Source organism: Roseateles chitinivorans (assembly GCF_050632145.1).
Taxonomy (GTDB): Bacteria; Pseudomonadota; Gammaproteobacteria; order Burkholderiales; family Burkholderiaceae_C; genus Roseateles; species Roseateles chitinivorans_B.
The window spans coordinates 4,711,928-4,726,286 of the sequence record NZ_CP192577.1 but is presented as its reverse complement, the minus strand read 5'-3'; the positions used below and the strand labels follow the sequence as shown (position 1 = coordinate 4,726,286).

Annotated in this window: 16 protein-coding genes; 15 read left to right on the top strand and 1 reads right to left on the bottom strand. The window is 70.1% G+C overall.

Annotation, left to right across the window (positions count from 1 at the left end; translation table 11 throughout):
• The first annotated feature begins 292 nt into the window (after nucleotides 1-292).
• From ACQ86G_RS21730 to ACQ86G_RS21715, 4 genes are all read left to right on the top strand, one after another.
• The gene (locus tag ACQ86G_RS21730; RefSeq protein ID WP_431257253.1) at nucleotides 293-1,309 is read left to right on the top strand and encodes a zinc-dependent alcohol dehydrogenase family protein; all 1,017 of its coding nucleotides are present in this window, start codon (nucleotides 293-295) and stop codon (nucleotides 1,307-1,309) included.
• Nucleotides 1,310-1,359: 50 nt separating this feature from the next.
• A complete protein-coding gene (locus tag ACQ86G_RS21725) occupies nucleotides 1,360-1,848 on the top strand; it encodes an MBL fold metallo-hydrolase (protein ID WP_431257252.1) in 489 nt (162 codons plus the stop codon).
• Nucleotides 1,830-2,342 carry an MBL fold metallo-hydrolase gene (locus ACQ86G_RS21720; protein ID WP_431257251.1) on the top strand — a complete coding sequence of 171 codons (513 nt, stop codon included), beginning with the start codon at nucleotides 1,830-1,832 and terminating at the stop codon, nucleotides 2,340-2,342. Before ACQ86G_RS21725 ends, ACQ86G_RS21720 begins: the two co-directional genes overlap by 19 nt.
• 199 nt (nucleotides 2,343-2,541) lie before the next feature.
• Nucleotides 2,542-4,083, top strand: a complete 1,542-nt coding sequence (locus tag ACQ86G_RS21715; protein ID WP_431257250.1) for a methyl-accepting chemotaxis protein — start codon at nucleotides 2,542-2,544, stop codon at nucleotides 4,081-4,083.
• Nucleotides 4,084-4,145: 62 nt separating this feature from the next.
• Here the strand turns inward: ACQ86G_RS21715 and ACQ86G_RS21710 are convergent, their stop codons facing one another.
• Nucleotides 4,146-5,243 carry a sigma-54 interaction domain-containing protein gene (locus ACQ86G_RS21710; protein ID WP_431257249.1) on the bottom strand — a complete coding sequence of 366 codons (1,098 nt, stop codon included), beginning with the start codon at nucleotides 5,241-5,243 and terminating at the stop codon, nucleotides 4,146-4,148.
• Nucleotides 5,244-5,557: 314 nt separating this feature from the next.
• On the opposite strand from ACQ86G_RS21710, the gene ACQ86G_RS21705 reads away from it, so the two are divergent.
• The 11 genes from ACQ86G_RS21705 to ACQ86G_RS21655 all read left to right on the top strand — a co-directional run bounded on the left by ACQ86G_RS21705 (nucleotide 5,558) and on the right by ACQ86G_RS21655 (nucleotide 14,356).
• A complete protein-coding gene (locus ACQ86G_RS21705) occupies nucleotides 5,558-5,803 on the top strand; it encodes a hypothetical protein (RefSeq protein WP_431257248.1) in 246 nt (81 codons plus the stop codon).
• Nucleotides 5,804-5,818: 15 nt separating this feature from the next.
• Nucleotides 5,819-8,011, top strand: coding sequence for an ATP-binding protein (locus tag ACQ86G_RS21700; RefSeq protein ID WP_431257247.1), 2,193 nt, complete (start codon nucleotides 5,819-5,821; stop codon nucleotides 8,009-8,011).
• Nucleotides 8,001-8,831, top strand: a complete 831-nt coding sequence (locus ACQ86G_RS21695) for a Pvc16 family protein (protein ID WP_431257246.1) — start codon at nucleotides 8,001-8,003, stop codon at nucleotides 8,829-8,831. The genes ACQ86G_RS21700 and ACQ86G_RS21695 overlap by 11 nt, the downstream gene beginning before the upstream one ends.
• 258 nt (nucleotides 8,832-9,089) lie before the next feature.
• Complete coding sequence (locus tag ACQ86G_RS21690; RefSeq protein WP_431257245.1) at nucleotides 9,090-10,028, top strand: phage tail sheath family protein; 939 nt, start codon at nucleotides 9,090-9,092, stop codon at nucleotides 10,026-10,028.
• 11 nt (nucleotides 10,029-10,039) lie between these two features.
• Nucleotides 10,040-10,465 (top strand): phage tail protein, encoded by a 426-nt coding sequence (locus ACQ86G_RS21685; protein ID WP_431257244.1) that lies wholly within the window; start codon nucleotides 10,040-10,042, stop codon nucleotides 10,463-10,465.
• A 13-nt stretch (nucleotides 10,466-10,478) separates the two neighbouring features.
• The gene (locus tag ACQ86G_RS21680) at nucleotides 10,479-10,844 is read left to right on the top strand and encodes a hypothetical protein (RefSeq protein WP_091724608.1); all 366 of its coding nucleotides are present in this window, start codon (nucleotides 10,479-10,481) and stop codon (nucleotides 10,842-10,844) included.
• Nucleotides 10,796-11,005, top strand: coding sequence for a DUF6760 family protein (locus ACQ86G_RS21675; protein ID WP_431257243.1), 210 nt, complete (start codon nucleotides 10,796-10,798; stop codon nucleotides 11,003-11,005). Before ACQ86G_RS21680 ends, ACQ86G_RS21675 begins: the two co-directional genes overlap by 49 nt.
• A 16-nt stretch (nucleotides 11,006-11,021) precedes the next feature.
• On the top strand, nucleotides 11,022-11,813 hold the full coding sequence (locus ACQ86G_RS21670; RefSeq protein ID WP_431257242.1) for a hypothetical protein: 792 nt from the start codon (nucleotides 11,022-11,024) through the stop codon (nucleotides 11,811-11,813).
• 3 nt (nucleotides 11,814-11,816) lie between these two features.
• A complete protein-coding gene (locus ACQ86G_RS21665; protein ID WP_431257241.1) occupies nucleotides 11,817-12,470 on the top strand; it encodes a LysM peptidoglycan-binding domain-containing protein in 654 nt (217 codons plus the stop codon).
• Nucleotides 12,467-13,663, top strand: a complete 1,197-nt coding sequence (locus ACQ86G_RS21660; protein WP_431257240.1) for a phage late control D family protein — start codon at nucleotides 12,467-12,469, stop codon at nucleotides 13,661-13,663. The genes ACQ86G_RS21665 and ACQ86G_RS21660 overlap by 4 nt, the downstream gene beginning before the upstream one ends.
• 27 nt (nucleotides 13,664-13,690) lie before the next feature.
• Nucleotides 13,691-14,356, top strand: coding sequence for a phage baseplate assembly protein V (locus tag ACQ86G_RS21655; protein ID WP_431257239.1), 666 nt, complete (start codon nucleotides 13,691-13,693; stop codon nucleotides 14,354-14,356).
• Nucleotides 14,357-14,359 lie beyond the last annotated feature (3 nt).

The following is a 14,359-nucleotide window of genomic DNA, read 5'->3' as shown; positions in this document are numbered from 1 at the left end:
GGGATGGCGCTGAAAGGGTTCCTCATCGGTGAATTGTAGAGACCAGGGATCCAATGCCGGGAAGAGATGTCGGCACTGGCGCTTCACCGCTGTCAATAACATCGAATCCCATTGATTGATCCGGAACTCGCCCCCGTCGTTCGACGCGACCTGTCTTCCGTGATGTAGCCGCCAGCGGCCGTCGAGCCGATGCCATTCCTTGTTTCTCTTGCCACCGGGCGGTGGCACGGGCAGCGCTTTGCCTGAAGCGTCCCCATTCCCGTTTCAACCCAGCGTCAGAAAGATCCCATTCATGAAAGCCTATCGTCTCGTTCCCGGTGCCGGCATCGCAGGACTTCGTCAGGAGCAGGTGCCGGAGAGGCCGCTGGGTGCCTTCGACGTCCGCGTGGCGCTGCATGCCGCCGCGCTGAACGCCCGCGACCTCGCGATTGCGCGCGGCCAGTACGGCGGCCTCACCGGCGACGCCATCACCCCGTTGTCCGACGGCGTGGGCACCGTGGTGGCGGTGGGCCCGTCGGTCACGCGGGTCGCTGTCGGCGATCACGTGATCGCGACCTTCTGGCCGGACTGGATCGACGGTGAAGGAACCCGCGAGAGCCAGGTCCGTTCCTTCGGCGCCCAGCTCGACGGCACCCTGGCCGAGCAGCTGGTGGCGCCCGAGACCGCCCTGGTCCACGCGCCCGCGCGGCTCTCCGATGCGGGCGCGGCGTCCATCGCCTGCGCCGGCGTGACGGCCTGGAATGCCCTCTTTGTCCAAGGGGGCCTGAGGCCGGGGGCCTCCGTGCTGATCCTGGGGACGGGCAGTGTCGCGACCTGGGCCCTGCAACTCGCGAAGGCGGCCGGTCTGCACGCCATCGTCACCTCGTCCAGCAACGGCAAGCTGGCTGAGGCGGAACGTCTCGGCGCACGGGGCGTCGTCAACTACGCCGAGCATGCGGAGTGGCAGGACGAGGTACTCCGGTTGACGGGGGGCGAGGGCGTCGATCTGGTGCTCGAAGTCGGGGGCCAGGACACGCTGGCGCGCTCCCTGGCCGCGGTCCGCTTTGGCGGACGCGTCGTGGTCATCGGCGGTGTGAGCGGCTGGGGCGATGTCAAGCTGTCGCCCGGGGCGCTGGTCGGCGGCAAGAAGACGCTGGGCGGCCTGATGGTCGGCAGCCGTCGCATGACCGAGGACCTCGTGCGCTTCATCGACACGACCGGCCTGACCCCGGTCGTCGACAGCGTGTTCCCTTACGCCGAGGCGACGAACGCCTACGAGCGCCTCGCGTCCGGCAGCGCCTTCGGCAAAGTGGTGGTGAGCCTCAAATGAACGCGCGCCGTGCTCCGATCCGGCGCCTGCGCCGCGTGGTCCAGGTCCTGATGTCCGGTTTGATATCCGGTCTGGTCATGGGCCTGGTGATGGGCCTGGTGCCCGGTGCGGTCGCCCTGGCCGCTGGTCAAGGCAGTCCTCAGGACGTGTCCCGCGAAAAGATCGTCGATCCGGGCAACCTGGTCGAGGTCAGTCCTGGCGTGCACGTGATCGAGGACCGGCAGCAGGTGTTCCTTGTTCCCAACGTCACCCTCATCACGGGCCGCGATGCGGCGCTGGTCGTGGACACGGGCCTGGGCGTGGAGAGCGCGCAAGCGGTCCTCCGGACCGCCAGGAAGCTGGCGGGCCATCGCAAGCTCTACCTCACGGTCACCCACTTCCATCCCGAGCACGGCTTCGGCGCCCAGGTCTTCAAGGGGCAGGCGACCATCATCTACAACCGCGCGCAGCGCGACGAACTGCTGAAGAAGGGGAAACCTATCGCCGCTTCTTCGCCGACAAGCTGGGCGTGGGCCAGGCGATGCGGGAGGTCCACCTGACGCCGCCGGATGTGGTGTACGAGAACGAGGCGTCCATCGATCTCGGCGGACGCGTGGTCAGGCTCGACCACTACAGCGCGGGGCACACGCTCGGCGATCAGGTCGTCTCGATCCCGGCGCAAGGCGTGGTCATCCTCGGCGACCTGCTCGAAAGCCGGTCCTTCCCGATCATGCCGTGGTTCCCCGACCTGAACGACACGGACGTCGATCCGACGCACTGGCGCGAGATCCTGCGGACCGTGAGCCGGGAGAAACCGACCGTGGTGATCCCGGGTCATGGCAAGGTCGGTACCGTCAAGGACATCGACGACCTGGCCGCGCACATGGACCTGGTCCGGCACGAGGTGATCCGCCGCTGCGACGCGGGTGACGAGCTCGCGAAGATCCAGAAGGAGCTGACACCGGTCCTGGTGGCGCAGCACCCCGACTGGGACCTGAAGGACTGGATCCCGATGGAGATCATGGTCAACCACACGCGCTTGTGCGCGAAGTGAGCCTGCCATGAGCGGCGCGGCCCTTTCGCGCAAGACCTGGTACCCGGCGCCCAGCCTTCCTGCGGGATTGCTTCCCCCGCATGCAGGCTTGGCCCCGGCCCCGTTTTTGACGATGATCGGCGCTCCGCCCCCTCCCGATCTCCGTCGAGAGCGCTGAACGCGGGACAGGCGCCACATCACCTTCCAGGGAGTGTCGACAGTGAAGAAGCTCAACATCGGGCCCCGTCTGGCCCTTGCTTTCGGAACCGTCCTGGCGCTCGCGTTGATCGCGTTGTCGATCGCCATGTGGCGGCTGCAGAGCCAGGCGTCCACGACCCAGACCCTCCTGGCCGAGCCACTGGCCAAGGAGCGGCTGATCTCCGACTGGTACCGCAACAGCGCCGTGGCCATCCGCCGGATCACGGCGATCGCCAAGAGCCGCGACACCGGCCTGCTCGAGTACTTCGGCCCGGAGACCGTGACCTCCTCCAAGGTGTCCGGCGACAAGCAGCGCCAGGTGGAAGGCATGGTCAAGGACGATGCCGAGAAGGCGCTGATGGAGGAGATGGCCGTGCGTCGCAAGGCCTTCCTCGCCGCGCGGGACGACATCTACGCCCTCAAGAAGGACGGCAAGGAGCCGGAGGCCGCCAAGTACTTCGAGGAACGCTTCGTGCCGTCCAGCACGGCCTACTCGGAAGTGTTCGAAAAGCTGCTGCAGTACCAGCGCGACCAGATCGACAGCGCCGCGGCCGCCGTGGCCGCCACCAATGCCAGCAGCCGCGTGCTGCTGCCCGCGCTCGGGATCCTGCTGCTGCTGTCGGGCGGCGTCTTCGCGTGGCTCATCACGCGCAGCGTGACCGCGCCGCTGGGGGCGGCGCTGGCGGCCGCGCAACGCGTGGCCACGGGTGACCTCACCGCGCGGCTCGTCACCCATTCGACGGACGAGGTCGGGCAACTGCTGGTCGCGCTGGCCAGCATGCAATCCACGCTGTCGCAGACCATCGGCGGCATCCGGCACGCGACGGACAGCATCTCCACCGCCAGCGCCGAGATCGCCATCGGCAACCTGGACCTGAGCCAGCGCACCGAGCAGACGGCGGGCAACCTGCAGCAGGCAGCCAGCGCCATGGAGCAGCTCAACGGCACGGTGCGGCAGACCGCCGAGTCGGCGCGCACCGCGAACCAGCTCGCCACGTCCGCCACCGCCGTGGCGCTCAAGGGCGGCGAGGTCGTCTCACAGGTCGTCTCGACGATGGACGAGATGCAGGCCTCGTCCAGGCGCATCGGCGACATCATCGGCACGATCGACGGCATCGCGTTCCAGACCAACATCCTGGCGCTGAACGCGGCGGTCGAGGCTGCCCGTGCGGGTGAGCAGGGCCGCGGCTTCGCCGTCGTGGCGGGCGAGGTGCGCAGCCTGGCGCAGCGCAGCGCCGAGGCCGCCCGGGAGATCAAGGTGCTGATCGGCGACTCCGTCGACCGCGTCGATGCGAGCACCCGGCTGGTCGGCAACGCCGGCCAGACGATGCAGGAGATCGTGGCGTCGGTCCAGCGGGTGAGCGACATCATCGGCGAGATCACGGTCGCCACCAGCGAGCAGTCCACCGGCATCGGCCAGGTCAACGACTCCGTCGTCCAGCTCGACCAGATGACGCAGCAGAACGCGGCGCTGGTGGAGGAAAGCGCCGCCGCGGCGTCCAGCCTGCAGGAGCAGACCGCCCGACTGGCCGAATCGGTCCAGCGCTTCCGTCTGGCGGAGTAGCGGGCCGCCGTCGTTACGGGGCGCACCAGTGGCGCGGCTCGGGGTCCAGCGCCGTGTCGTCGTCACTTCGAGGCCGGGATGGTCGGCAAGGTGGACGTCAGGTAGAGCGACCGGCCGGCGTCCGCCGGCTTGGTCGCGGCGCGGTCCCGGCAGGCCAGCGCATCGCCGTGTTTCTTCACGAGCTTGCTCAGCGTGGCCCGCTGCATGTTGCACAGGCGCGCGGCCTCGCTGATGTTGCCGTTGCCGACGGCCATCGCCTCCATCACGAACTGACGCTCGACGTTGACCACCGCCGCGCGCTTGGCCTCGCGCAGCGACGCGCAGCCACGATCGTGCCCGCGTTCGCCACTGCGCTGCGCCGCTTCCCGCAGCCCCGGTGAGCTGGTGAGCAGCGTGTCGACGTCGATGCAGCCCTCCGTCGTGCTCAGGGACGCCCGCACCAGCGTGTGCTCGAGCTCGCGCACGTTGCCCGGCCAGCTCAGCGAGCGCAGCAGCGCCAGCGCCTCGTCGCTGATCGCCTTGGGCGGCCCCGTGGTGGCCTGCGCCATGCCGCGCAACAGGTGCGGCACCAGCAGGTCGAGGTCCTCCGGGCGCTCGCGCAGCGGCGGCAGGTCCACCCGCAGCACGTCCAGCCGGAAGAACAGGTCCGAGCGGAAACCGCCTTGCTGCGACAGCGAGAACAGATCGACGTTGCAGGCCGCGACGACGCGCACGTCGGCCTGGTGCGTCTGGTCGTCGCCGACCGCGCGGAACGACGCGTCCTGCAGGAAGCGCAGCAGCACCACCTGGCCGCGCGGGGACAGCGCCTCGATCTCGTCGAGGAACAGCGTGCCGCCTTCGGCCTCGCGCACCAGGCCTCGGCGCGTGCGCGCCGCGTCGGTGAATGCGCCGCGCGCGTGGCCGAACAGCTCGCTCTCGATCAGCGTGTCCGGCAGCGCGCCGCAATTGACCGGAATGAAGGCGCCATCGCGCCGCGGGCCGAGGTAATGGATGGCGCGGGCCACCAGTTCCTTGCCGGTGCCAGTCTCGCCGACCACCAGCACCGGCGCCGCGCAATCGGCATACCGCGCCACCAGGTCCAGCGCCTTGCGCAAGCCCGCGGACCTGCCCACGAGCATCGCGTCCAGCGTCCCCGGTCGCGCCTTGGTTGGTGTGCTCATCGTGTCGCCTCCCTGGCCGGACATCGGTCGGCTGGCAGTGTACGGAAGGCCGTTTGCCGAGCGTCTCCCTAATGTCGACGACCGTTACAACACAGGCGCGATCGGGCCATGCGTGCCATCGCGGCACGGCCGTGTCGCGATCGACACAGGCCGTCGCCAGGCCCGCCACGACGGCATCGCCGCGTTGTCCGCGGTCGCGCGGACCCGTGTCGGCGGTGACTCGGACGAGGTGACGAGCATCACGCCCGCCTCAATCAAATCAAGGACTTGAGGCAGGCCAAGGACCTGGCACGGTTTACGCATGGTCTGCCCGCATGACCACCCCTCCGTCCAGCGCCGACGTGGCCGCGATGATTCTGCGCTACGTCGTCGCGCATCCCGGTGCCTGCGATTCCCTCGATGGCATCTGCGATTGGTGGCTGGTGCGACAGCAGCGCGACGACCTGCGCAGCGCTGCCGAGGCGGCGTTGGTGCTGCTGGTGGCCGACGGCCGCATCGAGCTCATCACCCACGTGGACGGCAGCACCGTCTATCGCGCCTTGCCGCCCGCGCGGCATTGATGGACACGCAACGCCATGCCCGCCGTCACCTCGAACCGCCCCGCGGACTTCCAGATGGAAGGCCTGTGGGCCGCGCTCGGCCGGCTCGATCGCATGCTCGAACGCGCCGTCAATGCGGCCGATGCCGCGGCGGTGCCGGCGGCCGCGGGCGCGCAGCCCGAGCCCTACCGCGGCCTCTACGTCACGACGCAGGACGTGCAGCGGCTCGTGCGTCAGGGACCCGGCGAACCGTGGCTGGCCGGCCATGGGCCCGGCGCCGGCGCCGTGGAGCCGGCCGCGCTGCCGCCGATGCCCGAGAGTTCGCGTTTCCCATGGCTGCAGCAGGCCTTCGGGCTCGACACCATCGATCTGGACATCGTGCTGGTCGCGCTCGCGCCCGAGGTCGACCTGCGCTACGAGCGGCTCTATGCCTACCTGCAGGACGACGTGACGCGGCGCCGGCCCACCGTCGACCTGGTGCTCAACCTGCTGTGCGCGTCGCGCGACGCCAAGATCCTCGCGCGTGCCCGCTTCGGGCCCGAGGCGCCGCTGGTGCGGCACCGGCTGGTGCAACTGGTCGGCGATGCCGGCGCCCTCGGCACGCCGCTGCTGTCGCATGCGATCAAGCTCGAGGAACCGGTGGTGCGCCTGCTGCTCGGCCAGCCCTGGCTGGATGCGCGCTTGCGAGGCGTGGCGCGGTTCACCGCGGCGCCCGAGGTCGGCGAAGGCGGCGAGGGCGGCGAGGGCGGGTCGGCGGACACGCTGGCGCTGAGCCTGTCCAAGGCGCTGGCCGACGGCAGCGGACCGCAGTTCTACCTGGAAGGCGAGCCGCATGCGGGTCAGGACGCCGCGGCGGCGAAGCTCGCGGCGCGGCTGGGGCAATCGCTGATCGTCGTCGACCTCGTCCGCGCCGCCGATCCGCCGGACCAGTTCGCCACCACGCTCGAGCTGCTGCTGCGCGAAGCGCACCTGCTGTCGGCGGTGGTCCACCTGCAGGGCCATGACGCGCTGACGAACGCGGAGCGCGGCACGCTGGCGCAGGCGCTCGCGGCGCAGACGCCGGCGGCGGGGCTGACGATCGTGATGTCGGGCGCGCGGCCCTGCGATCCGCGCTTTCGCGGCATGGCGTCGGTGCCGGTGGCCGCGCCCGGCTTCCGCGACCGCCGCGCCGCCTGGGCCTCCGGCCTGCGCGGCCAACGCATCGATCTCGATGCCCGCGCCCTGGACGATCTCGCCGCGCGTTATCCGCTCGACGAGGCGCAGATCGCTGCCGCCACGGCGCATGCGGCGCGCCAGTCCGCCCTGGCGCAGTCCACGCCCGACGCGGCCGCGCTGGCGCGGGCCGCGCGCCAGCAGCTCTCGCGCGACCCCGGCACGCTGGCGCGCAAGCTCGCCCCGCTGCATGTCTGGGCCGACCTCGTGCTGCCGCCGGACGCGATCGCCCAGCTGAAGGAGATCTGTCGCCAGGCGCGCCTGCGCCATGTGGTGTTCGGCGATTGGGGCTTCGACCGCAAGCTCTCCGTCGGCAAGGGCCTGAGCGCGCTGTTCAGCGGACCGCCCGGCACCGGCAAGACGATGGCGGTGGAGGTCATCGCCAACGACCTCGGGCTGGACCTGTTCAAGATCGACCTGTCGCAGGTCGTCAGCAAGTACATCGGCGAGACCGAGAAGAGCATCGACCGCCTGTTCCTCGAGGCGCGCGCCGGCAACGCGATCCTGTTCTTCGACGAATGCGACGCGCTCTTCGGCAAGCGCACCACGGTGCAGGACGCGCATGACCGCTACGCCAACATCGAAGTCGCCTACCTGCTGCAGAAGCTCGATGAACACGAAGGCCTGAGCATCCTGGCCACCAACCTGCGGCAGAACCTGGACGTGGCCTTCACCCGCCGGCTCGGCTTCATCGTGGACTTCCCGTTCCCCGACGAGGACAGCCGGCGCCGGCTGTGGGAATCGATCTGGCCGCCCAAGGTGCCGCGCAGCCAGGACCTGGACCTGGGCTTCCTGGCCGCCCACTTCAAGGTGCCCGGCGGCGCGGTGAAGAACATCGCGGTGGCCGCGGCGTTCCTCGCGGCGGAGCAGGGCGGCGAGCTCAGGACCGAGCACCTGCTGTGGGCCGCGCGGCGCGAGATCGAGAAGTCCGGCCGGCGTGTCGCCGGCAGCGAGTTCGGCCCCTACGCCGCGCGCGTGGAGGCGCTGGCCGCGGCGGGAGATCGTCATGCTGCATGAGGTCACCGACAGCCTGGAAGCCTTCTTCAAGCAGCCGGGGCTGGCGCCGCCGCTGCGCGACGCGGCGATCCGCTTCGACCGGCCGACCGATCCGTACGCGCTCGACCAGACCACGGTCAACCTGTTCCTGTTCGAGGTGCGCGAGCACGTGGAGCTGCGCAACAACGAGCCGGTGACGCGCCGCGTCGGCGGCCAGTCGGTGGTGGTGCCGCCGGCGTGGCGCGCCAACTGCCTCTACCTGGTCACCGCCTGGCCGGTCGGCGGCACCGACCTGCCCAAGCAGGAACATCAGCTGCTGGGCCAGGTGCTGCAGCTGATCGCCGGTTCGCCGGTGATCCCGCCGGCCTTCCTGACACCGGCGCTGCAGGCGCAGGAGCCGCCGCTGCCGATGCTGCTGGTGCAGCCCGACGGCGTGCGCAATCCGGCGGAGTTCTGGGCCGCGATCGGCAACCGCATCAGGACCTCGCTGCTGCTGTCGGTGACGGTGTCGCTGGAGGTCTTCGAGACCGAGACCTATCCCAGCGTCATCACCAGCGAGATCCGCCTGGCATCGCTGCCCGAAGGCACGGCGCTGGACGCGCCGTTCTTCCGCATCGGCGGCGTGGTGCGCGACAACGCGTCGGCGCCGGTGGCCAATGCCGGCGTCCAGCTGCTGGGGCGCGGCCGCAGCACGCTGACCGACGCCGACGGCAAGTTCTCGCTGTCGGCCATCGCGGCGGGCAGCTACACCCTGCGCGTGACGGCGGGCGCCGTCACGCGGGACCATGCCATCGTCGTCCCGGCCGCTGCGGTCGCGGGCTACGACGTGCAGTTGATCTGACCGAGAGAGGGCATCGATGGCTAACTATTTCGCACCCGGGGTCTACGTCGAGGAAGTCCCGCCCGTCGCCCGGCCGATCGCCGGCGTGGGCACCAGCACGGCCGCCTTCATCGGCGTGGCCGACCGGCTCGATCCGGCCGATGTCGGCAAACCGAAGAAGTTCACCAACTGGGGGAGTTCGCGACCTTCATCGTCGGCGCCGGCGCCACGCCGACGACCCCCATCCACACCACCGCCAACCGCACGCTGGCGCTGGCGGTGTTCGGCTTCTTCGCCAACGGCGGCACCACCTGCTACGTGGTGCCGGTCGCCGCCGGCGGCCTGGCCAACCTGCAGGCGCCGCTGGAGACGCTCAAGGCCTTCGACGACATCGCCATCGTCGCCGCGCCCGGCGCGCAGGGCACCGCCGCCAAGGTCCAGCTGATGGACCACTGCTTCGAGATGCAGGACCGGGTGGCCGTGCTCGACGGCGAGCACGCGCCGGCCTCCGACAGCACGCCCGCCGACATCTACGGCGGCCCGATGCCCGGCGGCGGCCCGTCCACGCCGGACAAGTTCAGCTACGGCGCGATCTACTTCCCGTGGGTCAAGGTGTTCAATCCGCTGTTCACCGGCTCCGGGCCGGAGACCGAGCTGATCGACCAGCCGCCCAGCGGCCACGTGGCCGGCATCTGGGCCCGCGTGGACGCCACGCGCGGCGTGCACAAGGCACCGGCCAACGAGGGCGTGATCGGCATCGTCGACCTGGAGCGCCCGATGGGCAAGGACAAGCAGGTCAGCCTGAACCCGCCCGGCATCAACGTGATCCGGCCCTTCGGCGGCTCGCCGATGGTCTACGGCGCGCGCACGCTCGGCGGCGACCGCAACGGGGAGTACCGCTACCTCAACGTGCGGCGCTTCATGAACTTCCTGAAGGAATCGATCGACGAGGGCACGCAGTTCGTCGTCTTCGAGCCCAACTCGGCGGCGCTGTGGCAGCGGATCATCCGCTCGGTCAGCGACTTCCTCTACAACCAGTGGCGCGACGGCGCGCTGTTCGGCGCGACACCGAAGGAAGCCTTCTTCGTCAAGTGCGACCTCGAGACCAACCCGGCCAGCGAGCGCGAGGCCGGCCGCGTCATCACCGAGATCGGCGTGGCGGTCGTCAAGCCCGCGGAATTCGTCATCTTCCGCATCCAGCAGAACACCGGCGCCTGAGGAGAGCAGACATGGCCAGAAAAGATCCCTATCGCAACTTCCGCTTCCTGGTGGAGATCGACGGCATCGTGCAGGGCGGCTTCGCGGAGTGCAGCGGCTTCGGCTCCAACATCGAGGTGGTCGAGTACCGCGAGGGCGGCGAGGCCGCCACCGTGCGCAAGCTCCCCGGCAAGGTGTCCTATCCCGACATCACGCTGAAGTGGGGCGTGACCGATTCGCGCGAGCTCTACGACTGGCACCTGGCCGCGATCAACGGGACCATCGACCGGCGCAACGGCTCGATCATCCTGCAGGACGACGCGGGGCAGGAGAAGGTGCGCTGGAACTTCTTCAGCGCCTGGCCCAGCAAGTACGACGGGCCGGACTTCAACGCCAAGGGCAACGATGTGTCGCTGGACGCGCTGACGGTGAGCTGCGAACGCGTCGAGCGCGCCTGAACCGGGGAGCACCATGTTCCAGACCGAGTTCGAGTTCACGCTGCCGCTGGGCTACGTCGACGCCGACGGCGACCTGCACCGCGAAGGCGTGATGCGCCTGGCCACCGCGGCCGACGAGATCCTGCCGCTGCGCGACCCGCGGGTGCAGGGCAACGAGGCCTACCTGACCATCATCCTGCTGTCGCGCGTGCTGTCGCGGCTGGGCTCGGTGGGGCAGGTCACGCCCAAGGTGGTCGAGGGGCTGTACGCGGCCGACCTGGCCTACCTGCAGGAGTTCTACAACCGCATCAACCGCAGCGGCCGCGCCACGATCGAGGCCGCCTGCCCGAAGTGCGCGCACGAGTTCGCGATGGAGATGAACAGCCCGGGGGGATCGTAGGCTACCCCCTGTCCGCGCTGTACAGGGAGGTAGCCTTCGTCGCCTACCACTTCCACTGGTCGCACCAGGACGTGCTCCTGCTCGAGCACAAGGAGCGCCAGCGCTGGGTGGAGGAGATCTCCGCGATCAACGACAGAGCCAACAGCGAAGCCGTTCAATGACACGACAGGAGTCGACGTGAACCGATGGCAAGCATGGGCGGGGCGTCTGCGCGCGCGGCATGGCCGCGTCGACGCATGGCGCGCGGCCGGCGCCATGGCGCTGCGGCGCGGCGCCGGCGCCGGCGCCTCCGGCACCGTCGTGCAGGTGCACGCGGGACCGGTCGTCCACCAGCACCTGCGGCTGGCGGTCACGGCGCGCTTCCCGCTGAGCCTGCGCGCCCAGCCGTCGACGCCGATGGTGCTGCGCCAGCCGATGCCCGCGAGTGCGTCGCGGACGCCCGCCGAGATCCCACGCATGACCGTCGCGGGCGCCGGACCGGATGGCCGGCCGGGGCGGCCCGGCCCGGCGGGACCGGACGGCGCGCCCGGACATCCGGGCGCGATGGCCAGCGTGCCCTTGACGCATCGCGCTGCCGCGCCCCTGTTCGTGCGGGCCGGTGAGGCCAGCGCGCGGCCGATGCTGGCGGCGTCGCCGTCCGCGCCGGTGCTGCGTGCCGCCGTGCAGTCGATCGCACCGGTCGCGGCCGCGCATGCGGCGGAGATCGCGACGCGCCTGCGCCGCGGCGCCACGCGCGAGGAGCTGCCACCGCCCCCGTCCGCGGCGGTGCTGGCCGCGCCGGGACGCGCGGCCGCGCGCGCCGCCGAGGCCCAGGCGCCGGTCACCGCGCAGGCCGCGCGCCAGCAGCCGTCCGCGCCGCGCCCGGCACCCGCCGCGCCCGCGGTGGACGTCGATGCGCTGACCGGCCTGGTGATCCAGCAGATCGACCGCCGCCTGGTCGCCTGGCGCGAACGGATGGGGAGGGTCTGAGCGATGGCACTCGCCAAGGCCCGCATCACCGTCGAGCACACCGGGGCGCAGTTCGACGTCATGTTCAATCCCGAGGAGTACAGCCTCAACAAGGACAACAACTTCGCCTCGCAGGCGATCCCGGGGCTGGGCTCGCCGATCCTGCAGTTCGTGCACGGCAACCTGCGCACGCTGGAGATGGAGTTGTTCTTCGACACCACCGACACCCGCGCCGACGTTCGCGACCAGACGCAGAAGGTGGTGGACCTGCTCAAGATCGATTCCGAGCTGCATGCGCCGCCGGTGCTGCGCGTGGCCTGGGGCTCGCTGCAGTTGCGCTGCGTGCTGACGCGGGCGAACCAGAAGTTCATCAAGTTCCTCGAGGACGGCCGGCCGACGCGGGCCCGCATCACCGTCAGCTTCAGCGAGTTCATCGACCCCGAGCGCGAGGCCAAGGAGGTCAACCGCCAGACGGCCGACTTCAGCAAGGGCTGGACGGTGCAGCGCGGCGACACGCTCGCGTCGATCGCCTGGCGCTTCTACGAGGACCCGGCGCTGTGGCGTCCGATCGCGATCGTCAACGGCATCGACGATCCGCGAAGCCTCGTGCCCGGGCAGGCGCTGCGCGTGCCGGCGCTGCCCTTCACCGATCCGGCCACCGGGGAGGTGACTTCATGAGCCGCCTCGCCCCGGAATGCACGATCCGCATCAACGGCGACGTGATCCCCGCGGCGCTACGCGCCTCCATCGTCAGCCTGAGCCACACCGACGGCATGGAGGGTGCGGACCAGGTCGAGCTGAGCATCGCCAACACCTCGCTGCAATGGCTGGACCATCCGCTGCTGCAGGTCGACAACGAGTTCCGGCTGTCGCTCGGGTATGCGCCGGGGCCGCTGGAGGAAGTGTTCGTCGGCGAGATCACCGGCGTGGAGCCCTCGTTCCCGTCCAGCGGCATCCCGATGATCCGGCTCACCGCGCAGGACTACCTGCAGCGGCTCACCGTCGGCACCAAGGACCGCGCCTTCGCGATCAAGATCCCCACGGTGGGCAACTTCCCGCTGCCGGACTCGGCGGTGGCGGCGCTGGTGGCCGGCACCAACGCGCTGATCCCGGCGCTGGACCCGGTCGGCGGCACGCTGTCGACGCTGGTGGGCCTGGCCACCTACCTGACCTTCCCGCAGTTCGCGCAGATGGGCGTGCGGCGCCAGAGCGGCGTCAGCGACTTCCAGTTCCTGAGCCAGGTGGCCAAGGAGAACGGCTGGCAGATGTACATCGACCACACGGCCGAGCCGCATGGCCGCGTGCTCAAGTTCCAGTTCCTGATCCAGGACTACGCGCCCAGCCTGACGCTGAAGTGGGGTGCCTCGCTGACCGACTTCACGCCGCGCATCACGACCGTGGGCGAGATCGAGGGCGTGGCCGCCAAGGTCTGGGTCGACAGCATCAAGATGGACTTCACCATCGCGCTGAACTGGGATTACGACCGCGCGATGTTCAAGCTCTCGATCACGCCGGGCGGCCAGCTCGGCGAGCTGCTCGCGCCGGGCAAGGTCACCACGATCAAGCCCACCAGCTACGCCACCGCGCCGTCCAAGATCCTCTCCGAGCTGCTGCCCAAGCTCAACAACCGGCTGACCGGTTCCGGCAGCACCGTCGGCGATCCCCGCATCAAGGCCAGCCGCGTCGTCAACCTCGAGGGGCTGGGCGAGCAGTTCGGCGGCCTGTACCGGATCACCTCGGCCACGCACACGCTGGACGGCAGCGGCTATCGCACCAGTTTCCAGGCGCGCAAGGAAGTGTGGTTCGGCGCGGTGCCGCTGCCCAAGGGGCGCGGCGGCCTGGTGCGGCTGCAAGGCCAGTTCACCGTGTGAGCGACGACAGGAGCAGGGACACCCACCATGGATGAACAACTCTTCGAGCGGCTGGACCAGCTCGGCGTCGAATCGCTGAAGGAGGGCTTCGCGATCTCGCCCGGCGTCGTGACCAGCAACTTCGACGCGATGTCGGAAGGGCGGGTGCAGGTGCGCATCCCGTCGATCCCGGGCATGGAGCCCTGGTGCCGGCTGCCGTCGATGGGCGGCGGCTCGGGCCGCGGCTTCCTCTGGGTGCCGCAGGTGGACGACGAGGTGCTGGTGGCGTTCGCGCAGAACGACGCGGCCGCCGCCTACGTCCTGGGCGGGCTGTGGAGCACCCGGGACCGCCCGCCGCTGACGCTGCAGAGCGACTTCCTGGTCAAGCGCCTGATCAAGACCGGCCTGGCCGGCGGCGTCGGGCACGAGGTGGAGTTCGACGACGCGCTGCAGTCGATCACGATCACCACCAGCACCCGCCAGAAGGTCACGATCGATCCGCTGCAGATCAAGCTGGAGAACACCGCGGGCACGCTGTCGATCGCGCTGGACAACAAGACGCAGACGATCACCGTGCAGTCGGCGCTGAAGATCGAGCTCAAGGCGCTGCAGATCGCGCTGGAGGGCACGCAGGTCGACATCAAGGGCAGCATCGTCAACATCCAGTCCGCCGGACCCTGCAGCGTGCAGGGCCTGCCGATCAAGCTCAACTGACGC